The organism is Rossellomorea sp. ABR4_004 (assembly GCF_056159585.1).
In genome coordinates this window covers 278,271-304,013 of the sequence record NZ_JBSWVM010000001.1, presented here as the reverse complement: position 1 = coordinate 304,013, position 25,743 = coordinate 278,271, and the positions used below count along the sequence as shown (strand labels likewise).

The 25,743-nt window shown below is 38.5% G+C and carries 29 protein-coding genes; 19 read left to right on the top strand and 10 right to left on the bottom strand.

The features are described 5' to 3' along the window. Positions 1 to 321: 321 nt before the first annotated feature. The gene (locus tag ACXAF2_RS01700) at positions 322 to 516 is read right to left on the bottom strand and encodes a hypothetical protein (RefSeq protein ID WP_475137096.1); all 195 of its coding nucleotides are present in this window, start codon (positions 514 to 516) and stop codon (positions 322 to 324) included. Between the two features lie 137 nt (positions 517 to 653). On the opposite strand from ACXAF2_RS01700, the gene ACXAF2_RS01695 reads away from it, so the two are divergent. After that, entirely contained in the window at positions 654 to 1,139 is a 486-nt protein-coding gene (locus ACXAF2_RS01695) for a hypothetical protein (protein WP_475137095.1), read from the top strand. Next, positions 1,123 to 1,611, top strand: a complete 489-nt coding sequence (locus ACXAF2_RS01690; RefSeq protein ID WP_475137094.1) for a hypothetical protein — start codon at positions 1,123 to 1,125, stop codon at positions 1,609 to 1,611. The genes ACXAF2_RS01695 and ACXAF2_RS01690 overlap by 17 nt, the downstream gene beginning before the upstream one ends. A gap of 58 nt (positions 1,612 to 1,669) precedes the next feature. Here ACXAF2_RS01690 and ACXAF2_RS01685 read toward each other — a convergent pair whose 3' ends face one another. Further along, positions 1,670 to 2,521: an STAS domain-containing protein gene (locus ACXAF2_RS01685; protein WP_475137093.1), complete on the bottom strand. Its 852-nt coding sequence runs from the start codon at positions 2,519 to 2,521 to the stop codon at positions 1,670 to 1,672. Positions 2,522 to 2,686: 165 nt separating this feature from the next. Between ACXAF2_RS01685 and ACXAF2_RS01680 the strand changes: the two genes are divergently transcribed. After that, positions 2,687 to 3,271, top strand: a complete 585-nt coding sequence (locus ACXAF2_RS01680) for a histidine phosphatase family protein (RefSeq protein WP_475137092.1) — start codon at positions 2,687 to 2,689, stop codon at positions 3,269 to 3,271. 85 nt (positions 3,272 to 3,356) lie between these two features. After that, the gene (locus tag ACXAF2_RS01675) at positions 3,357 to 3,746 is read left to right on the top strand and encodes a thiol-disulfide oxidoreductase DCC family protein (protein WP_475137091.1); all 390 of its coding nucleotides are present in this window, start codon (positions 3,357 to 3,359) and stop codon (positions 3,744 to 3,746) included. Positions 3,747 to 3,782: 36 nt separating this feature from the next. Here ACXAF2_RS01675 and ACXAF2_RS01670 read toward each other — a convergent pair whose 3' ends face one another. From ACXAF2_RS01670 to ACXAF2_RS01660, 3 genes are all read right to left on the bottom strand, one after another. After that, positions 3,783 to 4,190 (bottom strand): secondary thiamine-phosphate synthase enzyme YjbQ, encoded by a 408-nt coding sequence (locus tag ACXAF2_RS01670; protein WP_475137090.1) that lies wholly within the window; start codon positions 4,188 to 4,190, stop codon positions 3,783 to 3,785. A 217-nt stretch (positions 4,191 to 4,407) separates the two neighbouring features. Then, entirely contained in the window at positions 4,408 to 4,701 is a 294-nt protein-coding gene (locus ACXAF2_RS01665) for a hypothetical protein (RefSeq protein ID WP_475137089.1), read from the bottom strand. An 84-nt stretch (positions 4,702 to 4,785) separates the two neighbouring features. Further along, complete coding sequence (locus tag ACXAF2_RS01660; RefSeq protein ID WP_475137088.1) at positions 4,786 to 5,511, bottom strand: LamB/YcsF family protein; 726 nt, start codon at positions 5,509 to 5,511, stop codon at positions 4,786 to 4,788. Positions 5,512 to 5,899: 388 nt separating this feature from the next. On the opposite strand from ACXAF2_RS01660, the gene ACXAF2_RS01655 reads away from it, so the two are divergent. Then, positions 5,900 to 6,364, top strand: a complete 465-nt coding sequence (locus ACXAF2_RS01655; RefSeq protein ID WP_475137087.1) for an NUDIX hydrolase — start codon at positions 5,900 to 5,902, stop codon at positions 6,362 to 6,364. Between the two features lie 54 nt (positions 6,365 to 6,418). On the opposite strand, the gene ACXAF2_RS01650 is transcribed toward ACXAF2_RS01655, so the two are convergent. Then, positions 6,419 to 6,595, bottom strand: coding sequence for a hypothetical protein (locus ACXAF2_RS01650; protein WP_475137086.1), 177 nt, complete (start codon positions 6,593 to 6,595; stop codon positions 6,419 to 6,421). A 178-nt stretch (positions 6,596 to 6,773) separates the two neighbouring features. Further along, the gene (locus tag ACXAF2_RS01645; RefSeq protein WP_475137085.1) at positions 6,774 to 7,994 is read right to left on the bottom strand and encodes an MFS transporter; all 1,221 of its coding nucleotides are present in this window, start codon (positions 7,992 to 7,994) and stop codon (positions 6,774 to 6,776) included. A gap of 357 nt (positions 7,995 to 8,351) precedes the next feature. Between ACXAF2_RS01645 and ACXAF2_RS01640 the strand changes: the two genes are divergently transcribed. Both ACXAF2_RS01640 and ACXAF2_RS01635 read left to right on the top strand, forming a co-directional pair. Further along, positions 8,352 to 9,032, top strand: a complete 681-nt coding sequence (locus ACXAF2_RS01640; RefSeq protein WP_475137084.1) for a response regulator transcription factor — start codon at positions 8,352 to 8,354, stop codon at positions 9,030 to 9,032. After that, the gene (locus tag ACXAF2_RS01635) at positions 9,029 to 10,438 is read left to right on the top strand and encodes a HAMP domain-containing sensor histidine kinase (protein ID WP_475137083.1); all 1,410 of its coding nucleotides are present in this window, start codon (positions 9,029 to 9,031) and stop codon (positions 10,436 to 10,438) included. Before ACXAF2_RS01640 ends, ACXAF2_RS01635 begins: the two co-directional genes overlap by 4 nt. 24 nt (positions 10,439 to 10,462) lie before the next feature. Here ACXAF2_RS01635 and ACXAF2_RS01630 read toward each other — a convergent pair whose 3' ends face one another. Beyond that, positions 10,463 to 10,975, bottom strand: a complete 513-nt coding sequence (locus tag ACXAF2_RS01630; RefSeq protein WP_475137082.1) for an Hsp20/alpha crystallin family protein — start codon at positions 10,973 to 10,975, stop codon at positions 10,463 to 10,465. 533 nt (positions 10,976 to 11,508) lie between these two features. Here ACXAF2_RS01630 and ACXAF2_RS01625 point away from each other — a divergent pair. The 3 genes from ACXAF2_RS01625 (at position 11,509) to ACXAF2_RS01615 (ending at position 15,915) form a co-directional block, all read left to right on the top strand. Then, positions 11,509 to 14,355, top strand: a complete 2,847-nt coding sequence (locus tag ACXAF2_RS01625) for a 2-oxoglutarate dehydrogenase E1 component (protein ID WP_475137081.1) — start codon at positions 11,509 to 11,511, stop codon at positions 14,353 to 14,355. A gap of 19 nt (positions 14,356 to 14,374) precedes the next feature. Continuing rightward, positions 14,375 to 15,610 carry a 2-oxoglutarate dehydrogenase complex dihydrolipoyllysine-residue succinyltransferase gene (gene odhB / locus ACXAF2_RS01620; RefSeq protein ID WP_475137080.1) on the top strand — a complete coding sequence of 412 codons (1,236 nt, stop codon included), beginning with the start codon at positions 14,375 to 14,377 and terminating at the stop codon, positions 15,608 to 15,610. A 173-nt stretch (positions 15,611 to 15,783) separates the two neighbouring features. Next, the gene (locus tag ACXAF2_RS01615) at positions 15,784 to 15,915 is read left to right on the top strand and encodes a hypothetical protein (RefSeq protein WP_475137079.1); all 132 of its coding nucleotides are present in this window, start codon (positions 15,784 to 15,786) and stop codon (positions 15,913 to 15,915) included. Between the two features lie 201 nt (positions 15,916 to 16,116). On the opposite strand, the gene sda is transcribed toward ACXAF2_RS01615, so the two are convergent. Then, positions 16,117 to 16,251, bottom strand: coding sequence for a sporulation histidine kinase inhibitor Sda (gene sda / locus ACXAF2_RS01610; RefSeq protein ID WP_044336757.1), 135 nt, complete (start codon positions 16,249 to 16,251; stop codon positions 16,117 to 16,119). 403 nt (positions 16,252 to 16,654) lie between these two features. Here sda and ACXAF2_RS01605 point away from each other — a divergent pair, with 403 nt between their 5' ends. From ACXAF2_RS01605 to ACXAF2_RS01590, 4 genes are all read left to right on the top strand, one after another. Further along, the gene (locus tag ACXAF2_RS01605; protein ID WP_475139068.1) at positions 16,655 to 18,292 is read left to right on the top strand and encodes an AMP-binding protein; all 1,638 of its coding nucleotides are present in this window, start codon (positions 16,655 to 16,657) and stop codon (positions 18,290 to 18,292) included. 186 nt (positions 18,293 to 18,478) lie between these two features. Then, on the top strand, positions 18,479 to 19,357 hold the full coding sequence (locus ACXAF2_RS01600) for a gamma-glutamylcyclotransferase family protein (protein WP_475137078.1): 879 nt from the start codon (positions 18,479 to 18,481) through the stop codon (positions 19,355 to 19,357). A 30-nt stretch (positions 19,358 to 19,387) separates the two neighbouring features. Next, on the top strand, positions 19,388 to 20,218 hold the full coding sequence (locus tag ACXAF2_RS01595; RefSeq protein WP_475137077.1) for a GNAT family N-acetyltransferase: 831 nt from the start codon (positions 19,388 to 19,390) through the stop codon (positions 20,216 to 20,218). A 26-nt stretch (positions 20,219 to 20,244) separates the two neighbouring features. Then, entirely contained in the window at positions 20,245 to 20,871 is a 627-nt protein-coding gene (locus ACXAF2_RS01590; RefSeq protein WP_475137076.1) for a DedA family protein, read from the top strand. 38 nt (positions 20,872 to 20,909) lie between these two features. Here ACXAF2_RS01590 and ACXAF2_RS01585 read toward each other — a convergent pair whose 3' ends face one another. Continuing rightward, a complete protein-coding gene (locus ACXAF2_RS01585) occupies positions 20,910 to 21,248 on the bottom strand; it encodes a hypothetical protein (RefSeq protein ID WP_475137075.1) in 339 nt (112 codons plus the stop codon). Positions 21,249 to 21,406: 158 nt separating this feature from the next. Between ACXAF2_RS01585 and ACXAF2_RS01580 the strand changes: the two genes are divergently transcribed. The 5 genes from ACXAF2_RS01580 to ACXAF2_RS01560 all read left to right on the top strand — a co-directional run bounded on the left by ACXAF2_RS01580 (position 21,407) and on the right by ACXAF2_RS01560 (position 25,586). Continuing rightward, positions 21,407 to 21,610, top strand: a complete 204-nt coding sequence (locus tag ACXAF2_RS01580; RefSeq protein ID WP_148971115.1) for a DUF6501 family protein — start codon at positions 21,407 to 21,409, stop codon at positions 21,608 to 21,610. 89 nt (positions 21,611 to 21,699) lie between these two features. After that, positions 21,700 to 22,449 carry a hypothetical protein gene (locus ACXAF2_RS01575; RefSeq protein WP_475137074.1) on the top strand — a complete coding sequence of 250 codons (750 nt, stop codon included), beginning with the start codon at positions 21,700 to 21,702 and terminating at the stop codon, positions 22,447 to 22,449. A gap of 1 nt (position 22,450) precedes the next feature. Beyond that, on the top strand, positions 22,451 to 22,606 hold the full coding sequence (locus ACXAF2_RS01570; protein WP_475137073.1) for a hypothetical protein: 156 nt from the start codon (positions 22,451 to 22,453) through the stop codon (positions 22,604 to 22,606). A 168-nt stretch (positions 22,607 to 22,774) separates the two neighbouring features. After that, a complete protein-coding gene (locus ACXAF2_RS01565; RefSeq protein WP_475137072.1) occupies positions 22,775 to 23,656 on the top strand; it encodes an ATP-binding protein in 882 nt (293 codons plus the stop codon). A gap of 10 nt (positions 23,657 to 23,666) precedes the next feature. Then, positions 23,667 to 25,586, top strand: coding sequence for a vWA domain-containing protein (locus tag ACXAF2_RS01560; protein WP_475137071.1), 1,920 nt, complete (start codon positions 23,667 to 23,669; stop codon positions 25,584 to 25,586). Positions 25,587 to 25,743: the final 157 nt, after the last annotated feature.

Below are 25,743 nucleotides of genomic sequence, written 5' to 3'. Positions count from 1 at the left end.
GGACAAGAGGATATAAATCGCCCAATCTATCGCATTGATATTGATAAACTTTTGGATATGACAAGTGATATGTAAGAGGAATATTATTATAAATGAGAAAAGGCAAGCCTTAATCCAGGCTTGCCTTTTCTTTATGGGAGCTATAGAACGGATTGCTAACTTGTCGCCTCTGAGCAAGCCGCCTACGCTTTAGGTTTCATCCAGCTCCGGCGGCTAGAGGCTCGAGGTCATAAGTCAAATCAACCAAAAAGGCAAAGTACGCCTTTCCGGTTGATTCGCCTTATGCTTGTCGCCTCTGAGCAAGCCGCCTACGCTTTAGGTTTAGTCATGTCTTTTATGCTTGTTTAGTAGTTCTTTTAGCATATTTATGATGGTGGCCCGTTCGCTTTTGTTAAAGGTTTGAGTCCATCCTGTGATAAGTCCTTCTTCTTCAGGTGATAAATCGCGCTGCAAACCATCGACAAAGACTTCTTTTATCTCATCTCTTGCATTAGGGGTGTTAGATTCAAATTTCATAAAATTACCTCCTTTATTCTCCTTTACTCTTTTCCCGTTGCAAAATAATGCAAACATCCAAACTCTCTTGCCACCATTTTGGTTATGTAATGAGTCGATTAAGGCAAGGATAGTAAGAAAAATCTAAGGAGAAATCAATGTCTCTTCCTTTCTTTATTTCCATATTTATCATACTGATTTATATTGTCAGTTTTATGCGAAAAAAGCTTTCATTCACTTCGAACTCTATACAGTTCATGGTGTTATCGATCATCTCAACCAATTATATTACGATTATGACCAATAAGCTGAAGTGGATGAAGGCGTCAGAGGATGTCACTCAATTTATCAGCTTACTGATAAACCGGGAATGCATTTTGCCATTAGTCGGGATTGTCATGGTGAATGGTTACTTGAATTACGGAAATAGAACTCATCGATTCTTATTATTTGTATGCTTGCTATGCTTTATCAGTATATTGGATCTCCTTCACATTCATTTTAAAACGCTTGAGTATCCTCAATGGAGCCTGTTAAATACCATTATCATTAATGGAACATACTTATTGGTTTGTATTTGGATAGGACTAGGGCTTTATCATTTGCAGAAAAAGGAGGATAGAGACAGTGGACAGAATCTATGAGAGGTCATTTGACTTAAACGAGTGGTTTATCATCATTAGTCTCATCGCTCTCCTTTTATTGATCTGGATCACTCCAAAAATATTTTCATTACTCGAAGGGTTAAGTTATTATATATATGGCATATCAATTGGAATGTTCTATGATCATACGATTAGTATTCCTCCATGGGATTTTTATGATGTCAATGACAGTTCCGCTTACCAGGCAATTGACTTTATAAGTTATATCATGTATGGCCCTTACAGTTATTTCTTCATATACATATATAAAAAGCTAAAGATAAGAGGGATGATGAACCTTGCTTATTTATTGATTTGGACAGCTTTTTCTATCTTGATGGAATGGTTCACGGTCAGAATTGGTATATTCCATTTCGATAAAGGGTATGAAATGTATTGGTCGATTCCCATATATATGGCTGTTCAAAGCATTCAACTATTATTTCATCATAAAATAAATAGGAGTGCCTAATGTTTGGAAATAACCGAAAAACCAGAAGCCATGTTGCAACATGGCTTCTGGTTTTTCATTATAGGGGAAGGACCACCTCATATTGATTGAATCCAATATCTTCAAGAGCCTGTTTTAAGCTTGAGCTTGTTTTTAAATCGTCGAAGGTTATACCCAGATTCCCTAATGTATGGGCAACTTCAGGACGGATTCCTGTTAATACCGATTGTACTCCCATCATTTTTAAAGCATTTACAATTTGATAGATATTATGGGAAACCATCGTATCCATGATTGCTACACCGGATATATCAATAAATAAATAGTCTAATTGCAATTCAGAGCTTTTCTTTAGTGCTGTTTCCATAACGGAGCTGGCTCTATGAGTATCAATTTCCCCAATAAGAGGAAGGATCGCAATTTTGTCAGCTATCGGCACAATCGGTGCTGATAGTTCATCCATAGCAGTATGAACCAGGGCCAACTGATCTTTCTGTTGCTTAATAAATAGCTCATTGAAAAGATAAGAAATTTCATCAAGCAAGGGATTTATCTTTTTGTTTGATTGCAGCATAATGGAGGCTGAAATTTGTTTGTCAATTTGATCATGGAAGAAATCCCAAATGGCCGTACGGAATGTTGAGAGAGTTTTTAAAGATTCGTTTAGGAAGATACCTTTTTCAATGGCAATATTCCCAACTCTCTGCGCCCACTCTTTTATTTTAATGAGAGAATCCTTTTGATTTTCAAATAAAGATTCTCCTAGTAATTGTATTAACTCAATTCTCCACTCTGTGACCTTCTCCATGTTCACACCTGAAAACTTAAGTTGTTCGGAGTATCGTTGTTCCTGATAGTCAATTACACCTTTAGCAATTTCAGATTTATGTGAAATGATTTCTTGACCAAGATATAATAATTCATCTCTCATTCTTTTCAGCCAACTCCTTATACTGTTCATTTATTTAAAACTTTCGAAATAATCTCTTTTAATGGTAATATAGTATATCATAAAATCTAGTAGAATTATAGCTTCTTGAAGCATGATATAGTACGGACAAATAGAAACATAATTTTGACAGAAGGAGTAAATGAAATGACTCATATATGCTTAGTAAGACATGGCCAGACTGAATGGAATCTTTTGGGTAAATTACAAGGTCAAACAGATATACCATTAAATGAAACTGGAAAACGTCAAGCAGAAGAATGCAGAGAGTTTTTAAAAAAATCAGATTGGGATGTTCTCATAACCACTTCCCTAAAGAGAGCGAGAAAAACAGCGGATATTATCAATGAATCATTGAAACTGCCAATCGTTGAAATGGATCATTTCAAGGAACGCCATTTTGGTGAGGGAGAGGGATTGTCCCGTGAAGAAAGGGAAAAGAGGTATCCCGATTTTAACTTCCCGTTTATGGAATCGTACGAAGAATTGGTCGTGAGGGTGCATGAGGGGATGGAAGAGATTCAGGCTCAGTTTCCCGACCAGAAGGTACTGTTGGTTGCTCACGGTGCTGTCATCAATGCAGTATTGCGGGAGTTTCATCAAGAAAAGGCAGTTCAGGAGCATGTGAAGCTTTTGAACGGCTGCCTGACCAATCTCCATTTTAAAAATGAACGATGGACAGTTCATTCCTTTAATGAAGTAGGTCACCTATCCGAGCATTCAAAACGTTGAGAGCAGGTAACTTCCTGGAATGAAGTAAGTATTCTATAATAATTAGAAGTAAATATTGGATATTTCATGAAACGGTGTGATTTCATTGGCAATAATTTTGTTTGATGGCATATGTAATTTTTGCAATAGTAGTGTGCGATTTATTATCGAACGTGATCCTGAAGGAATCTATCAATTTGCTTCCTTACAAAGCGATATTGGTCAACAATTATTGAAGAAGCACAACATTCCTCATACTACAGATAGCTTTGTTTTAATTGAAGAAAATAAGGCGTATGTGGAATCAACCGCTGCTTTAAAGGTTTGCACTCATTTAACATGGCCATGGAAGCTTATCACTACATGCATAATCGTTCCTAAACCTTTAAGAGATAGGGTTTACAGATGGATTGCGAAGAATAGATATAATTGGTTTGGGAAACAAGATTCTTGTATGCTGCCTTCGCAAAACATAAGAGAACGTTTTATAGAATAGAAAAACTCGGGGAAATGCCCCGAGTCTTTTCGTTCCTTATTCAGCATCAATCGTTTTAACCGAAACCCTTCTTCCAGAACGTGGACCATCAAATTCACAGAGGTAGATGCCTTGCCAAGTTCCCAAAAGAAGCTCTCCATTAGAGACAATGATTGTTTGAGAGTGGCCCACCGTACTTGTCTTTAAATGAGCAGCCGTGTTTCCTTCTCCATGAAGGTCAAGAGTATGTTCCCAAGGATATACCTCGTCTAATCGACGTAGAATATCCGTTTTTACATCGGGATCCGCATTTTCATTCACCGTGATTCCGGCTGTTGTGTGTAAGGATTGAACCACAACAACACCTTCCTTCATTTTTGCATTGAAGATGATGTCTTGGACATAAGTAGTGATATCAATCATCTCATCACGTTTCTTAGTATCGATTTTAAGAGTTTTTATCATAGCAATGACCCTTTCCATGTATGTCATATTCCTCTACATTCCACTATATGGTCTGCTTAAAACCAAACATTGTCTTTATCCAATTTCACTAGTTGGTAGAATCGCAGTAAATGGGAAAAAGAGTGTTATATAGGTAGGGGGTTTATTCCATTATGGATAATGAATTCATCTTATTTATCATTTTTTCTGCTGAATCGTTTCATCGGTCTACAAAAGCCTATTCACAGGATGCCTTCTGATTTTCTATGAACGTGCGCCCCTTACGCTCGAATGAAGCTATGTAACACTTACCGTCTGTTGTCTTGTATAGAGCTTCATACACTTTTTCTTTATTATCAGTCGTATGAGTTTGAATGATTCCTATGATGGTTGAGTCGGGAGATATGGTTTGTAGAGATGTTTCAATGCTAGAGTGCAAAAGGATCCGCTGATAGCCATATAGAATGATAGCGCAAGCAACAAGTAAGATGAACATCCAACGGAACCCTTCGAGTAGTAAAGTCTTATTCATTAGAGATTGCTCCTATCTTCTATACAATAGACAAATCCTTTACATTCTCCATAGAATAAGGGCTAAGTATAGCCCTTATAAAATTCAACTTAACTTTTCATATAATCTTTTAGCAAGGTTTAAAGCAGCCGTGTTATCTCCATGAAGACAAATGGTATCCGCTTTAATTGATAATATCTCACCATTTGTTGAAACTACTTCTTGTTTCTCAACCATTCGTAAGACTTGCTTTTCGACTTCGTTTTCATCATGAAGTAGGGCATTAGGAAGGGAACGGGGAGTTAGTGAACCATCAGTTTGATAGGTTCGATCGGCAAATACTTCATGAGCAACTTGCAATCCGATTTCTTCTCCTGCTTTTGTCAGCTCACTTTGAGAAAGGCCGAACAATGTTAATTCAGGGTCAAGGTCGAATACTGCTTTAGCAATTGATGCAGCCAGTTCGGAATCCTTTGCAGCCATATTATAAAGGGCACCATGAGGTTTGACATGTGACAACTTACCTCCTTGTGCCTGAATGAAAGCGAATAGGGCGCCAATTTGATATTGTACAAGGGCATACGCTTCTTCAGGGGTTACTTGTATCAATCTTCTTCCGAAGCCTTGAAGGTCGGGCAACCCGGGATGAGCACCTATTTTTAAGTTGTGACTTAATGCATGTGTGACTGTTTGTTTCATTACGAGAGGGTCTCCTGCATGGAATCCGCAAGCGACATTGACGGAGGAAACGAATTTCATCATTTCTTCATCTTGTCCAATTGTATATGTACCAAAACTTTCTCCCAAATCACAGTTTAAATCGATTTTCATTTTTCCATCCTTTCATCTACTAGAATGAATTGTAACATTCTGAATTCTTATTTATCATATCATAAATTCAAACTGGATGCTTTTCTGATAGAGTAGTGGAGAATCAAAGAAGAAAATGATTTTCTCATCAAATTTTAATCTTGTTCTAATAGAGTTCACTTTTTCAAACGTTACAATGAATCTTGCTTATGAATAAGGATTTATCACTCCCTAAACAAAAAGAAAGTGGGGTAGCTTTCTTTTTGTTTAAATCTTTATTATGTAAGACCCATTCTAATTTCTTTCCTTTGGAGACAAAAGTTTTGCTGAAGCTTTTGTCTTCTTTTTATGTATTTTTAGACAATATTGGTATTTTATGAGGTAAAATGAAGGGAGAAGGAGTGGGCAAATGGATATTGTGTTTAAACATAACCAAAACGTTTTTAATTACAGGGTAGTGGCCGTTTGGATAGAACAGGACCATATTTTATTACATAAACAAGTGGAAGACAGTTATTGGTCATTGCCTGGTGGAAGAGTCGTCATGGGAGAAGCATCACAAGAAAGTTTAAAGAGGGAAATGCAAGAAGAACTAGGGATTGATATTCATGTAGAACAATTGATCATGGTGAACGAAAATTTCTTTCCCTATAATGAATGGGATTTCCATGAAATTGGATTTTACTATATAGTGAAAGCTGCAAACAGGGTAATTTTTCAAAAGGACGCCTTTCATGGACTGGAAGGCGATCGTTTATTATATAAGTGGATTCCAATGAAAGAACTTTCAGAAGTACAATTATATCCTCAAGAGGTTAAAGATATGTTAGCACATCAACCAAATGAAACGAGGCATATTGTGTCAAAGAAGTAATTTAAGTTGAAGGCAGAGAAACACTTCTCCACCTCTAAGTTTATGTAGTATCAATTACTGTGAATGAGTCAGTTTAAGCTTTACTTTATGAAACAAAGATTTCATTTTCCCTTCACTTTTTTTCGTTTTGGGCTGAGGATCAATTACTTTTGTACGTAGAAAATAATTAATGACTTCTTCAGCAAGAATGAGAAGTACAAAAAGAGAAACAATCACGGTTATCCAAGTCATATATATTCCTCCCTTACGATCCCTATCATGTTTATGGATATATCTACCACATTATGAATCGAAATAAACATGTTGGAAGCGTAAAGTATGAGCTTCATTTATTCTACACAGCAGAGTGGGTCAGCAAAAAAAAAACGGAGCTGCATCGAGCTCCGTTTTTTCATCATGGAACGAATCTTTAAGCCTTTTTAGTTGAGACACTTTGCGGGGGAGTTTCTGGAAGCTTAATGAATAGCATTCCGACCAGGCTTGATAATAGGCTAAGAACTATGAAAATGATAAAGGTACTCAAAGGTTCAATCAATGCGACTAATGGAGGGCCTAAAGCGACACCTGTAAACCTCATTGAACTGTATATGGAGGTAATGGTTCCTCGGTGTTCTTTCTCGATTCCTTCTGTTATCAATGCATCTAAACAGGGAAGGGCTGCACCCATTCCGATACCAGCAATGGAAAATATGCTTAAGATGATCCATTTTCCTTCAGAAAAGATTAATGGAATGAAAACTACCGAGCTCATTAGGGATCCAAATACGATGACCCACTTCATCTTGTCTTTGCTCTTTCCGATCACTTTTCCGGTTATATAGGAGGTAAGGCATAAAAAAAGGAGTGGGACTGCTAAATATAGTCCCTTCATTACTCCTTTAATTCCATAAGCCTCCTCTAAGCGGGTTGATAAATAATATAAAAATCCAAATAAAGTAAACATGGAAATGATTCCAATAATAAAGATTCCGAAAATCCATTTCTTTTCCTTCCTAAGGACGATCCCCACTTCATGAACAAATTCCTTAATGGTTTGTTTCGCTACTTCTTCTTTATTAGCTGGGACTTTTACAAAAACGACGATCAGCAGAATGGATAAAAGTGAAAATACTGGAATGGAAAAAAAGGGAATAAACCAAATCCATGCGGCAAATAATGCACCAAGTATCGGACTTAGAACTTTGCCGAATGTATTAGATGTCTCGATTATACCCAACCCTTTGGTGATTTGATCATCATCCTCATAAAGATCACCGACAGTAGGGATGACAACGGGGAAGGCGCCGGCTGCACCAATTCCTTGAACAACTCTTCCTACAATCACAAAAATATAGGCGTTAGAACCGTATATGGAAGCAAATCCACAAATGAGGCCACCGATTCCTGCAATGACTAAACTGGGTATTAAAATGTTTTTCCTCCCGATACGATCGGATAAGTAACCGGCAATCGGAATGCAGAGTATGGCTATGATGGAGTAGACCGTAATGATCAAGCTTGATTGAAATCCAGTAATGTTAAGCTCCTTTTCTAATTGAGGAAGAACAGGGATCAACATCGAATTCCCGAGAGTCATGACTAAAGGAATAGAAGATAACGCCAGTAAATCTAATTTTTTCTTACTTCCCATTTCGTGCACCTCATTCTTATTTATACAACTATTATTTTCTTCAACAGGAACAATTTCATACAATTTAATTTCTTGGTTATAATATTATTATGTAAACTTAAGGTTACTTTCTTCTCTAAGTGAAAACTTACCCTTTTCTCATTCAATTTTAATGAAAGTAAAGGAAAATGACGGTAATGATAAAAGGGAGGTAAGAACCATGTGGATTCGAATAATTCCTATTTTATTTTTCAGTTTTACTGCCATTACTTTAATGACGTATCAAGGCATTGAAATCTTTCAAGCACTACATGATTTTATTTTCAGCAAAAGTAAAATAAAATAAGACGTATTACGCATTTAAAGCAGGTGATTTATTTGAAAAGAATTTTAGTCATAGAAGATGAAAAAAATCTCTCCAGGTTCATTGAACTGGAACTTAAATACGAAGGATATGAAGTGGGTCTCGCCTATGATGGAAGAGGTGGATTAGAAAAAGGTTTAAACGAGGATTGGGACATCATCTTATTGGATCTAATGCTGCCGAGTTTAAACGGACTTGAGGTTTGCAGAAGGATCCGGCAAGTGAAGGCTATTCCGATCCTCATGATCACCGCAAGGGATAGTGTAATGGATCGTGTATCAGGATTGGACAGCGGTGCAGATGATTATATCGTAAAGCCTTTTGCTATTGAAGAACTGTTAGCGAGATTGAGGGCCGTATTTAGACGAGCCGGAAATGAAGAAGCAGATTCGACACAGACAACCTATCATCACCGTGACATCACCGTTCAAAAGGAGTCAAGGCAAGTATTTAAGCTTGAACATGAAATCGAGGTGACGAAAAGGGAGTACGACCTTCTACTCGCCTTTTTGGAAAATAAAAATATCGTATTGACCCGTGAAGTCCTTCTCAATAAAGTGTGGGGGTATGATACCGAGGTTGAAACGAACGTAGTGGATGTGTATGTAAGATACTTGCGAAATAAAATTGATTCCCCTGACGAAGATAGCTACATCCAAACTGTACGCGGCACCGGGTATGTGATGAGGACATGAATACATTCATGAATCGTTTTAAGCCCACTTCTCTTAAAGTGAAGTGGGCATTAGCGGCCGGCTCAGCCATATTCCTTGCCTTTTTTTTATTTAGTTTTTTTCAATATCATGCAATCAGTAAATGGATGGTGGATGAAGAAGAAAAAAATTTTGGTCGTGTTCTGGATGAAATTTCAGTGTTCTTTAAACAAAAAGGGCCAAATATACAGCTCCAGGACATATATGATAGCAGGGATTTGATGAAACAAATAGCAGAAAAAGACCAGACTATACGTATTTTAGATCGTCAGGGCGATCAAGTATTGGAAATACGAGGGAAAAACGAATCGGCTTTTTACGTTCCTTTTCAACCCGTCAGAGAGAAGACAGTTACACTCATTGAATCTGAGGGAAGTCAAATGCTTATTGGAGGATATCCGATAAGATCAAGTCAATTCAACGGATACATCGAAATGATCCAGCCTTTAAACCGATATGAAAAGATCATGAAAAACCTGTTTTGGATGATGACCATCACGGGGGTATTAGCGCTATTGATCAGTGCAATCATCGGCTATTTTATGGCTAGAAGCTTTGTGCGTCCATTAAATAAGCTATCTGAAACCATGAGATCGATTGAAAGAAAAGGATTTCATGAAAGGGTGGAAATTGTGAAGGCCCATGATGAAATCAGTGACCTTTCTCAAATATTCAATAAGATGATGAGTGAAATCGAGAAATCGTTTCAGCAACAGCAACAATTTGTTGAAGACGCATCACATGAATTAAGAACGCCCATTCAGGTATTAGAAGGACACCTCGCTCTTTTGAACAGGTGGGGAAAAAAAGATCCGTCCATACTGGAAGAATCATTACAGGTATCATTGGAAGAACTTGAAAGAGTGAAAAGGCTAATAGGTGAATTGCTGGAACTATCCAGGGCGGATCGTGAGAAATTTGACCTTCAAACCTCGCGTGCCAATCCACAAAAAGTGGTTGATAAGGTTATTAGAGACTTTAAATTTCTGTATCAAGAACACACTTTTTTGTGCTTGGATGAGTTGGATTACGAAGCGATGGTGGTTATTATGCCAAGGCATCTGGAACAAATTATGATCATCCTGTTAGATAATGCCGTTAAATATTCTGAAAAGAATTCAAATATAGAAATAAAGCTGGTGAATCGTGAAGAAGATGTGATGATCGAAGTGAAAGACGAAGGGATCGGTATTCCAGAAGAAGATCTTCCAAAGGTATTTGACCGGTTTTACCGTGTGGATAAGGCCAGAAGTCGTGAAAGAGGCGGATATGGTTTGGGGTTAGCCATTGCCTCAAAGCTCATCCAAAACTACGACGGTGATATCTTAGCCTTAAGAAACGAACCTGCAGGTACCATTATTCGCCTCTCTCTTAAGTATGCTCACTAAATGTATTTTACGAGAAAAGACGTCTCAATATTTATCTGAGACGTCTATTTCTGTGTATTGCATGTCGATGCTTTTAGGTATTTTGAGCTCTAGTATGCCGTCCTTGTATTGAGCCACTGCGCCTTTTTTTTTCACTAGACAAGGGAGTGTGATGACCTGTCTTTCCCCCTGCTCAGGGATGTTCTCGATAATTGCCTGATTCGACGTGTGGAAAATTTTCAATTGCTTCATCGCCTCTTCACTTGGAACTTGAAACCGGATGTAAATATCCTCAAAAGATTCAAAGACATTTGCAGGTATTGAACTTGATGAAGGAGAAGGCTGCCCCCGCTGAGACTTCTGTTCCTGATTGCCCATCGGATTCATAAAGGATTGAGCCCCGCTCATCATATCATTCGGATTCATCATACCTTCCCATCCACCCGGGAACATTTTTTTCATCATACCTTGTATATAGGAATCCATTTCTTTCGGATTCATCTGATTCATTTGATCTTTCATATCTTTATTGAAAGGAAATAAACTCCATGGGAACATGTGAACCACCTCGCTTTAATCTATATAGACCAACTGCCATGATTGTTATATGGTATGCAATGCATGGGCGATGAGTTCATTGGCAATATGGAAGAAATTCATTACATAAAGTTTCTTTATCATTCTAATAATCTATAAAAATTTATGAAAAACAACAAAAAATATTTGGTTTTTTTTAGTAACAGTAGTAAGATGGTTTATGAAAAAAGTACCCTCACATCAAGGATACAAGAAGGTGAAAGAGAAAGCGCTTAATAAAATATTATTTCAGAATAGTCTATATACAAAAAGGTTTTCTTCTAATTTATTATGGGAATATAAGTAATATCTATATGCACCAAACTGAAAACAAAATTTTGAGAAATTTGTCATTAAGACTTTATCTTACTACTGCACAGTGATAAAATGTCCTTGTAAGCGTTTTAATGTGTTTAAAATTACTATTCTTGCATAATGAAATATGGTTTCTAAATTGTAAGAATACATGATACCCAAATTATACTAACTGGCAAAATAGTTGGAGGTTTTTCACAATGAAAAAGCAATCGGCAAAAGGGGAACCGTGGCAATCGTTTTACGGACCTAACCTAGGCTATGTAATGGAGGTTTATGAACAATTCTTGGAGGATCCAACAGAAGTAGATCCTGAATTAAAAGAATTATTCGAACAATGGGGCCCTCCTACAACTGAAGACGTACAAGTAATCGCAAGTGCTCAACATGGGGATACATCATTCACGTTGCCGGCACAACCGACCGCGTTAAGTAAAATGGTTGCTGCAGTCAAGTTAGCAGATAATATTCGTACATATGGTCATTTGGCTGCGGATATTAATCCCCTTAATGACCGAAATATAGACACAAGAAGGATTGAACTTTCTGAGTTTAATTTATCTGAAGAAGATTTAAAGCAGATTCCTGTTGATTTCTTATGCCCGAATGCACCTTCTCACATAAAGGATGGCTTGCAGGCAATCAATCATTTAAGACAGGTCTACACTAAAAAACTGGCATTTGAATATGCTCATGTTCATGAGCTTGAGGAAAAGAATTGGTTAAGAGAAAAGATTGAATCAGAATCCTATTTCACTCCTCTTTCTAAGGAAAAGAAACTTGCGTTATTAAAACGGCTTGCCGAAGTGGATGGATTTGAAAAATATATTCACCGGACATTTGTCGGTCAGAAGCGGTTTTCCATTGAAGGACTGGATTCTATGGTGCCTTTACTGGACGAGATGGTTCGCTATTCAGTTGAATCAGGTGCCAAAACAGTCAATATCGGTATGGCACACAGAGGGCGCTTAAACGTATTGGCCCATGTTATTGGTAAACCGTATGAGATGATTTTTGCTGAATTCCAACATGCCCCAAGCAAGGATCTGATTCCTTCAGAAGGATCAATTGGGATTACATATGGATGGACAGGTGATGTTAAGTACCATCTGGGTGCTGATCGCGAAATCTCACCTTTACAGTCGTCAACAGCGAGAGCACGTGTTACCCTGGCGAATAACCCAAGTCACCTAGAGGTTGTGAGCCCGATTGTGGCTGGTTATACACGTGCTGCACAAGAAGTTCGTGAAGATAAGGGTTATCCAGAGCAATCACCGGAATCTTCCTATGCCATCATGATTCATGGAGATGCTGCCTTCCCTGGACAAGGTGTTGTAGCTGAAACATTAAATATGAGTCAATTACGCGGATATAACACGGGTGGATCGATTCACCTGATTGCGAACAATATGATCGGCTTCACGACTGAAAGCCGTGATTCCCGCTCTACGAAATATGCATCTGATACTGCCAAAGGCTTTGAAGTTCCGATTGTCCATGTCAATGCAGATGATCCTGAAGCTTGTCTTGCTGCAGCGGTGCTCGCCTATGAATATCGTAAAACCTTTGGAAAAGACTTTGTCATTGATTTGATCGGCTACCGCCGTTTTGGTCATAACGAAATGGATGAACCGATGGTGACGAATCCATTAATGTACTCAGTCATTCAAAATCATCCAAATGTTAAGAAACAATATGCTGAAAAATTGATTTCAGAAGGAATCGTCACAGAAGCAGATGTAGAGAAAATGGACACTGACATCGAAGAAGAATTAAAAGCTGCTTACGATAAAGTACCGGCTAAAGACGAAGATCCCGATACCATTCTTGCTCCACCAGAGTACGTGGCAAATGGCTTACCTGAAATTAATACGAGTGTTGATTTTAACAAGCTTGAAGGGTTGAATAATGAACTGCTTCAATGGCCGGATGGCTTCAATGTATTCAAGAAATTGGAGCGCATTTTGAAGCGACGCAGCCAGGTATTCGAAGGTAAAGGGAAAATTGACTGGGCCCATGCTGAGACGTTGGCGTTTGCTTCTATATTGAAGGATGGTACGCCGATTCGATTAACAGGACAGGATTCAGAGCGTGGTACATTTGCTCAACGCCATCTGGTTCTTCATGATGAAAAATCCGGTGAAGAATACATTCCTTTACACAATCTAAAGGACAGTCATGCTTCGTTTGTTGTTCTAAATAGTCCTCTTACTGAAACAGCTGTAGTTGGGTATGAGTATGGGTACAATGTATTTGCACCTGAGACATTGGTTCTTTGGGAAGCTCAATTTGGTGATTTCTCCAATATGGCACAAGTGATGTTCGATCAATTTATTTCTGCCGGCCGTGCAAAATGGGGTCAAAAAACCGGCCTGGTTATGTTATTACCGCATGGATACGAAGGTCAAGGGCCTGAACATTCAAGTGCCCGCTTAGAACGATTCCTGCAACTAGGTGGAGAATATAACTGGACGGTTGCCAACTGTTCTACTGCTGGTCAATACTTCCATATTCTTAGACGTCAAGCGGCCATTTTACAAAAAGAAGAGGTAAGACCACTTGTAATCATGACGCCGAAAAGCTTGCTCCGTAATCAATTTGCAGCCGTTACAGCTGAGGAATTAGCCCATGGAGAATTCCATTCAGTTCTGGAGCAGAAGGGTCTTGGTGAGAACCAGGATGCTGTGGAACGGGTGGTATTATGCAGCGGGAAAATTGCGATTGATTTAGAAGAGAAGCTTCAAGATATCGATGATAAAGATTGGTTACACATTCTTAGGGTAGAAGAAATTTATCCTTTCCCTAAAGGTGATATATCAGCCATTCTGGAAAGATATACAAACCTTAAAGAAATTGTATGGATTCAAGAAGAACCTAAGAATATGGGAGCATGGACATTTGCAGAATCAAGACTCCGTGACATTGCACCTGAGGGTGTTGAAGTGCATTATGTCGGTCGTCGCAGACGTTCCAGTCCATCAGAAGGTGAACCAACAGTACACAAAAAAGAACAATCACGAATTATTAACGAAGCGTTAACTCGATAAGAAAGAGGAGGACATCACAGTGGCAGAAATTAAAGTTCCAGAATTAGCAGAATCAATTACAGAAGGTACAATCGCACAATGGTTGAAACAGCCGGGGGATTATGTGGAGAAGGGCGAATACATCGTTGAGCTGGAAACAGATAAAGTGAATGTTGAAGTCATTTCAGAGGAAGCAGGTACGATTCAAGAACTTAAAGCTGATGAAGGCGATACGGTTGAAGTCGGTCAAGTTATTGCCATTGTTGGTGCAGGTGGGGAAGCTCCAGCTACATCTGAAACAAAAGAAGAAGCACCTGCCCCTAAACAGGAAGAAAAGAAAGAAGAGGTAACGGAAGCAGCTCCAGCGAAAGAGGACAAAAAAAATCGTCCAATCGCTTCCCCTGCGGCTCGTAAGTTGGCACGTGAAAAAGGGATCGATCTTTCCGATGTGCCGACAGATCCTCTAGGCCGTGTCCGTAAGCAGGACATTGAAGCCTATAGCAATAAGCCGGCAGAAGCTCCATCAAAACCTTCTGTTCAAGAAAAAAAGGCACCTGCGAAAAAAGATGATGGAAAGCCGGTAGTTCGTGAGAAGATGTCACGCCGTCGTCAAACGATTGCGAAACGCTTAGTAGAGGTTCAGCAAACAGCTGCAATGCTGACAACGTTTAATGAGATTGACATGAGTAAAGTAATGGAGCTAAGAAAACGTAAAAAGGATAAATTCTTTGATGACCACGATGTAAGACTTGGTTTCATGAGTTTCTTTACAAAAGCAGTTGTAGCGGCTCTTAAAAAGTTCCCATACGTGAACGCAGAAATCGATGGGGACGAAATTGTTCTTAAAAAATTCTATGACGTTGGGGTAGCTGTATCTACGGATGATGGACTGGTAGTACCTGTAGTACGCGATTGTGAACGCAAGAACTTTGCAGAAATCGAAGGGGAAATTATGGAACTGGCTACTAAGGCTAGAAACAACAAATTATCTCTTGGGGATCTGCAAGGTGGTTCATTCACGATTACGAATGGTGGGGTATTCGGTTCATTGCTATCAACTCCAATCTTAAACGGACCGCAAGTTGGGATTTTAGGAATGCATAAAATTCAGCTTCGACCAGTGGCCATTGATAAAGACACAATGGAAAATCGCCCTATGATGTACATTGCTTTATCGTATGATCATAGAATTATTGATGGGAAAGAAGCAGTTGGATTCCTGGCAATGGTAAAAGATTTACTTGAGAATCCAGAAGACTTACTGCTTGAAGGCTAAGTAGTCCTGTTTGAATAAGAATAGATGAATGTTTTGGCTGATTCATACATCCTTTAGTGGATTGTGGATCAGCTTTTTTTCACGTTTTTTTGACTAAGAGAATAAAATATGGATAACTAAAATAAAGTTTGCTAAAGGAAACTCTTGGACAGTGAATAAGGGGGGAACACGTAATGATGAAGAATTTCAATTCGAAAAAAGTGATTCAGTATTCGTATCTATTTCATAAAATGGGATTATTGGATAACGAGCAATTCAAACAAATTGAGGAATACCATGGATCTAAAATTAAAAAACACACTTAAGGCATGGTTCTTTAATGAATGCGATTCAACATGTGTTGTTGATTTTTCTCAATCATTCGATAGGAGACAATGAAGATGAAATCAGTAGCATAGAATGAATAAGAATGAAAAAAGACAGACTCAAGTGAGTATGAGTCTGTCGTGAAAAATCGCATCTCAGGGGGTGAGATATAAGCTAATATTCTATTTTAATTTTCAGTGTCAAGATTTCCTAAAAGGCTTTAATCCTCGGTTACGAATTTCTTTCTTAAGAAGCAAAATCCAGTCTTGATCATTCCCTTGTTTCTCAGCATCACGATAAGCTGCCACCAACTGTTCATTACTTAAGATTTTCATGACCAACCTCCCAGGAATGTATAAAATATAGAATTTTCTATATTTTCTATATATTCTACATAGAAATTCCTCATTTGAAAAGGTTTTTTTATAAATTACGTCTAAAGTAGTATTTTTAGTTATTATGTAGAAAAAGGTTTAGAGAAGACGCTTTTTGTCTATATAAAAGGTTGGACTCAACGAGGTCATGTAGCAACATGTCATCTAACTCCTATCAATAGCCATTCACCTTAGAGAAATAAAAGACATAAGAAAATCCTCTATTAATTAGTTTGAAAATTTTAATTTTTGTGATAATATTACACGCATAAGGAACTGAAACTTTAACCTCTTTGACTTCATATACTTAAAGGTTCCAGGCTTAACATGAATACAGATAAAGGGGGATATTCATTTGTCGGAGATTTTACAAGCTACTGTAGGTGAATTACTAGAAGAAAAAGCTCGTATACAGCCTGAGGTTGAAGCGGTCGTCTACGCAGACAGAGGGTTAAGATGGTCTTATCATGAATTTAATCAACAGTGCAGGCAAGCTGCAAAAGGGTTTATGAATCTTGGGATCAATAAAGGAGATCATATCGCGATATGGGCTTCTAACACTCCCGAGTGGTTAGTAAGTCAGTTTTCGACAGGGAAAATGGGAGCTGTACTGGTAACCGTAAATACTAATTATCGTACCGCTGAATTAGAATATCTATTAAAGCAATCTGACAGTAAAACGATCATTTTGATGGAAGAGTTCAGAGGGTCTTCCTATATAGAGATGTTGTATGAAATTTGTCCTGAATTGAAAACGTCTAAGCCCGGAGAATTAGAGAGCTCAAAACTCCCTTATTTAAAAAATGTAATTGTGTTAGGGGAGAAGGCATATCCAGGTACATATAGCTGGCAGGATATTATGGATAGAGGGGATGATGTCAAGGATGATGAGTTGGATGAAAGACTTTCGAGCCTTTCTCCCCATGATGCCATCAATATGCAATACACGTCTGGAACGACAGGGTTTCCTAAAGGAGTCATGCTTACCCACTCTAATATCGTAAACAATGGTTATAATATTGCCGGGTGCATGAGATTGACGAACGAAGACCGTTTATGTATTCCTGTTCCATTCTTCCATTGCTTCGGTTGTGTATTGGGTACACTTGCTTGTGTATCTGTCGGAGCTACTATGGTTCCATTACAGGAATTCGATCCGAAACAGGTTCTCCAAACGGTGCAGGATGAAAAATGTACAGGTCTTCATGGGGTTCCAACCATGTTTATTTCCGAGTTAAACCTCCCTGACTTTGATCAATACGATCTTTCCCATTTGCGTACTGGGATTATGGCCGGAAGTAACTGTCCGATCGAAGTAATGAAGGGTGTCATGGACAAGATGGGGGCAGATGAGATAACCATTGCCTATGGTCAGACCGAATCTTCCCCTGTCATTACCCAGACGCGTACCCATGACCCGATTGAATTAAAGGTGGAAACGGTTGGAAAATCCTTGCCAAATGTAGAGGTGAAGATTGTTGAGCCAGGATCGAACCGGGAAGTTCTCCATGGGGTTCAGGGGGAGTTGTGTACTCGTGGGTATCACGTCATGAAAGGGTACTATAAGAATGAAGAAGCAACAAGGCTTGCCATAGATCATGAAGGTTGGCTGCATACGGGTGACTTAGCAGTCATGGATGAACACGGCTATTGTAGAATTACAGGAAGATTAAAAGACATGATCATTCGAGGCGGTGAGAATATTTATCCGAGAGAAATTGAAGAATTTCTTTATTCCCATCCAAAGGTATTAGATGTGCAAGTCATTGGAATTCCTGATGAAGTCTACGGTGAAGAAGTTATGGCCTGGATTATTTTGAAGGAAGGTCTAACCGCAACACCAGAAGAGATCAGAGAATATTGTACAGGGAAGATATCCCGTCATAAAATTCCAAGGTATATCGAGTTTACTGATTCGTACCCAATGACAGCTTCAGGGAAAATTCAAAAATTCCGCCTAAGAGAGCAGGCGAAAGAAGCAGCCCTGCCTAAAAGCAATTAACAAATTGAAAACGCTTCCTCTAAAAGGACATTCCCAATTCATCGGGAATGTCCTTTTCATACGGAAAAATAAAGTATAATAGAGTATTAGATAACTGAAATTTCAGAGACGATTTGCTAAAATAGTGAAAAGACTCATGAATATATTGATAATAATATAATTATGTAAACAATTGGAGGGTCATCTGTGTACGTTTTTGTTTATGGAACATTAAGGAAACACGAAAGCAATCATTTTTTATTAAAGGAAGCCATATTGATGAGGGAACAAGCTTGGGTGGAAGGAGTTCTGTACGATACTAAAAGAGGATATCCTGCACTAAAAGAAGGCAACGGGACCACTTATGGCGAATTATATAAAATCGACTCCAGTATATTATCACCGTTAGATGAATTGGAGGATTTCATCGAAGAACGTGAAGACAACCTTTATATACGAAAGCTTAAACTTATCCAAACGGATAATGGACCGCAGGAAGCGTTTGTTTATTATTCTGAAAACGAAGAATTATTCCAAGAAGAGATTCTTTCGGGAGATTGGAAAGTACATCAGTTCCTAAATGAAAAGCCTGATAGAATCCTTTATTTTGCGTATGGTTCGTGCATGGATGATGAGCGATTTAAATTAGCGCAAGTGGATCATCATTTTAAAAACTGTCTGGGTGCAGGGGTTCTAGAAGGATATTCTATGAAGTATCTCTTTAAAGTACATGATGGTGGCCGGGGGGACATCATTGAGGATGGAGGATCAATGGAAGGGGTAGCCTATGAGCTGCCTCAACAAGCAGTGGAATACTTGTTCACTAGAGAAGGGGTAGCCCCTGGATGGTATAGAGCAGCTTTCATCGACATACAGATTGGTGGGAAGCTTTACAAGGACGTATTAACCTTTATTGTGAAAGATAAGTTTCAGGAAACCTGTCCCCCAGATCATTATGCAAAAGAGATTCTACGTGGCAGCCGGCCACATGTAAGCAAGTCCTATCATGAGAAGTTACAGCAACAATTAGTTGGAATAGGGATGACAAAAGAGCAGGTGCAGAATCTTCTTTTCGAAGAAGAATAGATGTACGAATGAGTTCCGGGAGGTGAAGTCATGAAGGTACGTGATGATCTATCATTTACTGCAATAGAATCAAATCATTGGGACTATCCAGATCGATTGATACCGAGTGAAGTGGATAGTTTACACAGTGATGGAATCGTTGCAATTAAAAATAAACAGTTGAAAAATGTATTTGCTAATAAGGTACCTAAATTCATTGTGAACAATATGAATGAACTTCATGTAAAGTGGAAGCTGATTGAAGAGTTTTATGGGAAGGGATCCTTTAGTATGTGGATCAGGGAGCCACTTATCAATCTGGAAGAGGAATTCCTCCAATCACATGATGGTATTCTGGAAGAGCGTTATGAGGGGCTGGTATTTGATCTGAATCAGAGTCATTTCATCCCTTCACCTGCTCATAGCGTCATTACTGTTGAAAGTGACCTTCACATCCATGATCTTGTAGAAATCAGTTCCTCCATATGGGGATACCGGGAAGAAGACAAGCCGGTCATCTTTAAACAAAGAAAAGCGTTTATGAGCAAATGGGGATCGGATGGTGGGTTTACATTAGCTTACAACGAGGAGGGGCATCCTGTTGGATACGGAAATTATCGTTTCAGCCGTGATCATAAAGTCCTTTACCTCAATGGAGGAGGGGTACTCCAAGAAGCAAGGCATGGAGGAGTATATTCTTCATTAGTCGCCCATCGATTGGGTATGGCAAAACGAGCGCAATGTCGGTTTGTAACCTGTCAGGCGAGAGTCGGCCACTCTGCCCCCATTCTCAAGAGACTGGGGTTCCAAGCGTTTTCAACCTATCAATATTGGGTAGTGAATAGAAAAGCGCAGGCCGTTTTGATAAGTGAGAAAAAATAGTCTTTTGTGTGAAATGGGGTGGTACGATGGATTTTTTACTGCAATTGGTCGATCAATTTGGATATATCGCCATGTTTCTTTTTAGCTGGATTGTATTTTTAGGGTTACCGGTACCTAACGAACTCGCTGCTGCACTATCGGGATATTTATCTGAATGGAGAAATTTCAACCCGTATACCTCCTTTTTCTTTATGTATAGCGGATTGATCTCTTATGGAATGTTTGCCTTTTTAAACGGCAGATATTTCGGAACGAAATTAATATCTCGATTTATGAAGGGAGATAAATCGAGGAAACTCATTGACAATGGTGAAAAATGGATAAATAAGTACGGTCCATTTGCCATTTCGTTTAGCTATTTTATACCAGGAATCCGATTATTCATGCCTTATATTGCTGGAACGTCAAAAGGGATTTCTTTCATGAAGTTTCTCTTATATGCACTTCCGTCTGCTTTCGTTTGGGGTTTTGTGTATTTTCAGATAGGGAGGTATTTTCCAAAAAGTTTTCAGGGATTACTGGAAGAAGTTAGCGTGAAGGCAGGAATCATATTCTCCATTTTATTCATCGGGATTATCGTGTACAGTATGGTGTTAACCTTGAAAAAAAAACCAGATATCTCGAAATGGAAAAAGGTACGTTATCGAAAATAATAAAAGACTGATCAAAGATGCCTTCTCCTTTAATCAGTCTAGCTATTTTGTTCATCCTTAATAATAGTAAAATACTTCCCCAATATACCCAATGCCTTAATTGTGGTTATGGAGCCATTTTCATCCTCATATATTTTACCGGTTGTGTTAAATAGCAAGTAGCCGTTTTTAACATTTGAGCCTGTTTCAATCAGGATTGAATAAGAATTCCCTTCAAGTTTCTTCGTACATGAGATAGATTCATGACATTCTATATTATATTCATCTAAAAGCCATAAATAAAATTGTTCTTCATTAGGTCGGTGCGTGCTCATATAAAAAACGATCAAAACAAAAGTGAACATTCCTATTTTTTTATATCCGTTTCTCACCATCATAATCGAACCTCTCCTGAAATTCCCTCCTATAATATACCATATTTTCATATGGAAAGTGATAGTTTCACAAAAAAACTGACAAATGAGATAGTAGTTGAACTAATAGCTCTGTAAGAATATACTAGTAGCATAGTACATTCAAAAAGGAGGTTATTGAATTGATTCACAAAACTTGGACGGAAAACAATACCGGAAAAAAGGTAAAATGTGTACATACGGATGCGAAGAAATATACAGTTGAAAATGTTTTAACCATTGGTAAAGAATACGATGTGAAAAACGAATCTGAAGAGTATTACTTCGTCATCGATGAGAGTGGGAAAATGGGAGGCTTCTACAAAGAGTACTTTGAAGAGGTATAAGCCACTTCTTTCTGGCTGGTTTCTTTTTAATATGAAGAAACCGGCTTTTTTGATGGCTACTAAAATATGGTGCAAATGGGGAAAACAGAATGAAACACTCATTTAGTAAGCGAATCATTTCTATGGAGGACCAAGCATCTTTGTATAATCTTTTCAAGAGTTATGAAACTGAAGTATATGGAGAGCTGCAAACGAGTGAAGCTGATATTCAAGAAATGATTGATTCTATTCCTGAAGCGGACCGAAGAGGGCTTTGGGATGAAGGGGATCTAGTAGCTATCTCCATTCTTACTGAAAAAGATCACCGTTTACCTTCGTTAATCCTTGCTCTTCCTAACGATGATATGGAGCTCTATATAGGTGAGATGGCAGAAGAGCTTTTTACATCAGCCAGGAGAAAGAAAGAAACGAATTCAGACTCAAAAACCATTATCCTATCTGCGAATCTTGAGAAAGAGAAAAAGGCTTTTGAAAAAAATGGCTTTACACCAACTCGTTATTGGTTTCAGATGAAAAAAGACCTTAAAGATCTATCTGCTGCATCAGTCTCTTCTTCCTATTGTATTTCAAGTTTCAATCCCGATACCGAAACGGAGAGTCTTCATCAGGTGTTTGAAGAGGTGTTCTCGGACCACTTTGATTATCACCCATCCAGCCTGGATGAATTTAAGAAGCGTTTTCTTCGACCCTCATTTGACCCCAATCTCTGGTTTGTATTAAGAGAAGAAAATGAAGTGGTAGGTTTTGTTTTTTGCACGGTTAATAATGAAACAAAATTAGGGGAAATCACTCATTTGGGAATTTGCAAAAAAGTGGCGTCGCAGAGGGCTCGCCCATAATTTGCTCTATTATGCTTTTTCAAAATTGAAAGAGGAAGGAATGACTACAGCCGCTCTTTCAGTCGACAGTGATAGCTATACAGACGCAACCATCGTTTATCAAAAAGCTGGAATGTATGTATATCGGGGGTTCACTCGATATGATTTAGAAGTTTAAAAGCTGAAACACCCAATCCAGGGTGTTTTTTTACATTTTGGTATAGTAATTGGTTGCTAATCCAGAACTAAATAAATGCTTTTGAAATAAAATTAGGCATAGCCTTTGCAGTGTAAGCGTTATTACATGTAGAATGTCTAGTATGTGAATTGGAAAGGATGTCTTTAAATGAATGTTGAACGGTTATTACCAGAATCGGTTACTTATATAATAAACGAGAGAAAACAATTATTCTCTTCTCCTGAGCATTCTTCATTAATTGGAGATGGGGGGTATACCGCTAGTGAAGACTATATTATTGAAGATAGTATCATCTCTCTGTCATTAGGGAAAAATCTTCTTCTTAAGGGACCCACTGGTTCAGGAAAAACAAAGCTATCTGATACCTTGTCATCCATCTTCTCTCAACCGATGCACAGTATAAATTGCTCGGTTGATTTAGATGCAGAAGCATTATTGGGCTATAAAACAATCAGCGAAAGAGACGGAAAAAACACCATTGAGTTCATAGAGGGACCTGTCATTCAAGCGATGAAAAATGGGCATCTTCTTTATATCGATGAAATCAATATGGCTAAGCCTGAAACGCTGCCGATCTTAAATGGTGTGTTGGATTACCGCAGAAGTATAACGAATCCATTTACAGGGGAAATAGTTAAAGCCGCACCAACATTCGGTGTAATAGCGGCAATTAATGAAGGATATGTGGGCACTGTTCCATTAAATGAAGCGTTAAAGAATCGTTTTGTTGTAATCGATGTACCCTATATCGAAGGGGAAACGTTAAAGAGTGTGATTGAAAGTCAAAGCAAGCTGTCCGATTCTAAGCTTATTACTCAGTTTGTAGCTCTGTCTTCTGATTTATTGGTTCAAGTGAAAAATGGCCAAATTTCAGAGGAAGCGGCATCTATACGTGCACTTTTGGATGCTTGTGATTTAGCTGTTTACTTGCCTGCAAAAAGGGCTATACAACGAGGTATCGTTGATAAACTGGAAGACGAACGAGAAAAAGCGGCTATTCAAAATATAGCTGAAACATTATTTGAATGAGGGACATGTAATGCATCGATTTATCCAATTTAATGATGAAACCATTGACTCTTTCTTAGTGATGGAAATGGCTGACTTGACGAAAACACTTTCCAAAAACGCCGATATGAACTTGAAATACGGACCGTTCTCATATCTTGATTATAAAGAAGGTGCGGTTTATGTCAGTCATTTTTGGGATCACCGGAAAAAAGAAGAAGAAATACATGGATTGAAAAGTGATATTTATTTAAGGACGATCGGTAATCTGCATGAAACCATGAACGAAGAGGTTATCGATTATATTGAAAAGGTGAAAGCAACGTCTGTTCCCCGATTTGCCAAGCAGCTATTTGTCATAGGTGAAGAGGCTCGCTTAGAGGAAATCTGTAAATCAAAGCGTCCCGGAACAAAGAAGTCATTTGAAACGAGAAGAAAATTATATCGCCAGCACTTCGAAGCACAACTTAAAGTAAATATAACGAAAAGTGTTTTTACAGATGCATTATTTAATTCAATATTCCTTCTTCTTCATGCACAATCCCCTTTAGAAGAACCTGTTCGGATAAATGAAGATATTGATTTAGCAATGCCCTTTTTGCATCGGCAAATCACCCGCTTCTTTGAAACCGGAAACACAAAAGATGTGGTAAGAATTTGCTTGGAAATGGTAGAAGTAATCGATGAGATTGTTAAAAAAGATATGTTAAATGAATACTTCCATTTACCAGAAGATGTTTATAACACGGAGGAAATGTTTACTGAAACATTTGACGATTTAAAAAGAAATGACCCCCTAGCTAATCAGGATGTGTTGGAAGAAGAGAGCACAGGGGAGGAAGAAGTGATAGATGAAGAATTCCGAACTTGGCACCGGGAAACGAGTGACAAAGGGGAGTCATTCCTTCAGTTTGACTTAGATCAAGGGTCTCAATCCGATCTTATGGGCGAAGGTGTCCGTGAAGGAGATGATGGAGACCAGGCACTGGCTATGGTACAGGGCTCAGCTAAAGAAACGGAGCAGGAGCAGTACCAAAATGTGAAGGCAGAGGAGCAAGAAAGAGATGAACTTGGTGGTGGAAAAGCTGAATATGGAAAGGACAATCGCTTTGCTGTACCTCACTTTATTTCGCCAACCGTTCCAACTTCTGAAGACAAGTACCTGTATAACCTTAATAAAGGGATAATTGCCCCTTATCAAAAGAAACTTCAGAAGATGATCGAGAAAACATTGGAGCATAAGCGAATTCAGCCTAGAAGTGATTTGCACTTTGGCAGGCTGAACAAAAAGTTATTGCGTTTTTTCACAGACGATAACCCAAGACTTTTCTATAAAAAGCAAAACCCTTCATCTGAAATAGATGCTGTTTTCTCATTATTGGTAGACTGTTCAGGTTCGATGTATGACAAAATGGATCAAACGAAGCAAGGTATTACGTTATTTCATGAATCGTTAAAGTCTGTTCGGGTACCACATGAAGTTGTCGGCTTCTGGGAAGATACAAACCGGGCGACTAAGACCAGTCAACCAAATTATATGAACCCTGTACTGGACTTCTATTCTTCCTTAAAACCTAAAAGTGGTTCAGAAATTATGCAGCTCCACCCTGAAGAAGATAATCGGGACGGCTTTGCCATTCGGTTAATGACAGAACGGATTATGAGACGGAACGAAAAACAGAAATTCCTTCTTGTCTTTTCAGATGGTGAGCCAGCGGCCATGGATTATGAGCAAAACGGGATTGTTGATACTCATGAGGCTGTTTTAAACGCAAGAAAACAAGGAATTGAAGTCATCAACGTCTTTTTAGCGAACGGCGAAATAGATGAGGGGCAAAGAAAAACCATTCAGAATATATATGGGAATTACAGCATTCTTGTTTCAGATGTAGAAGAACTCCCTGAGGTTTTGTTTCCATTATTACGAAAGCTTCTGTACAAAAGTATATAGATGAAGAACCAAGACGATTACATGGGAAAACATGTAGTCGTCTTTTTTGGGAGGTGGGGGTTAGGAGGAATTCAAATCAGTCCTTAGGCTGAAACAAAATCAATCATCCATCTCATTCGGATCCCCTTTACCTGCAATATACTGAAAGTAATAACAT

Coding starts and splice junctions, on each gene's coding strand:
- ACXAF2_RS01650 (WP_475137086.1), bottom strand. CDS start 6,595: ATGACTTGGATAACCGTGATTGTTTCTCTTTTTGTACTTCTCATTCTT.
- ACXAF2_RS01615 (WP_475137079.1), top strand. CDS start 15,784: ATGATGAAGAATTTCAATTCGAAAAAAGTGATTCAGTATTCGTATCTA.
- ACXAF2_RS01655 (WP_475137087.1), top strand. CDS start 5,900: ATGGATATTGTGTTTAAACATAACCAAAACGTTTTTAATTACAGGGTA.
- ACXAF2_RS01565 (WP_475137072.1), top strand. CDS start 22,775: ATGAATGTTGAACGGTTATTACCAGAATCGGTTACTTATATAATAAAC.
- ACXAF2_RS01695 (WP_475137095.1), top strand. CDS start 654: ATGTCTCTTCCTTTCTTTATTTCCATATTTATCATACTGATTTATATT.
- ACXAF2_RS01625 (WP_475137081.1), top strand. CDS start 11,509: ATGAAAAAGCAATCGGCAAAAGGGGAACCGTGGCAATCGTTTTACGGA.
- ACXAF2_RS01575 (WP_475137074.1), top strand. CDS start 21,700: ATGAAACACTCATTTAGTAAGCGAATCATTTCTATGGAGGACCAAGCA.
- ACXAF2_RS01590 (WP_475137076.1), top strand. CDS start 20,245: ATGGATTTTTTACTGCAATTGGTCGATCAATTTGGATATATCGCCATG.
- ACXAF2_RS01645 (WP_475137085.1), bottom strand. CDS start 7,994: ATGGGAAGTAAGAAAAAATTAGATTTACTGGCGTTATCTTCTATTCCT.
- ACXAF2_RS01700 (WP_475137096.1), bottom strand. CDS start 516: ATGAAATTTGAATCTAACACCCCTAATGCAAGAGATGAGATAAAAGAA.
- ACXAF2_RS01665 (WP_475137089.1), bottom strand. CDS start 4,701: ATGAATAAGACTTTACTACTCGAAGGGTTCCGTTGGATGTTCATCTTA.
- ACXAF2_RS01630 (WP_475137082.1), bottom strand. CDS start 10,975: ATGTTCCCATGGAGTTTATTTCCTTTCAATAAAGATATGAAAGATCAA.
- ACXAF2_RS01680 (WP_475137092.1), top strand. CDS start 2,687: ATGACTCATATATGCTTAGTAAGACATGGCCAGACTGAATGGAATCTT.
- ACXAF2_RS01660 (WP_475137088.1), bottom strand. CDS start 5,511: ATGAAAATCGATTTAAACTGTGATTTGGGAGAAAGTTTTGGTACATAT.
- ACXAF2_RS01595 (WP_475137077.1), top strand. CDS start 19,388: ATGAAGGTACGTGATGATCTATCATTTACTGCAATAGAATCAAATCAT.
- ACXAF2_RS01685 (WP_475137093.1), bottom strand. CDS start 2,521: ATGAGAGATGAATTATTATATCTTGGTCAAGAAATCATTTCACATAAA.
- ACXAF2_RS01560 (WP_475137071.1), top strand. CDS start 23,667: ATGCATCGATTTATCCAATTTAATGATGAAACCATTGACTCTTTCTTA.
- ACXAF2_RS01585 (WP_475137075.1), bottom strand. CDS start 21,248: ATGATGGTGAGAAACGGATATAAAAAAATAGGAATGTTCACTTTTGTT.
- ACXAF2_RS01635 (WP_475137083.1), top strand. CDS start 9,029: ATGAATACATTCATGAATCGTTTTAAGCCCACTTCTCTTAAAGTGAAG.
- ACXAF2_RS01670 (WP_475137090.1), bottom strand. CDS start 4,190: ATGATAAAAACTCTTAAAATCGATACTAAGAAACGTGATGAGATGATT.
- sda (WP_044336757.1), bottom strand. CDS start 16,251: ATGAAAATCTTAAGTAATGAACAGTTGGTGGCAGCTTATCGTGATGCT.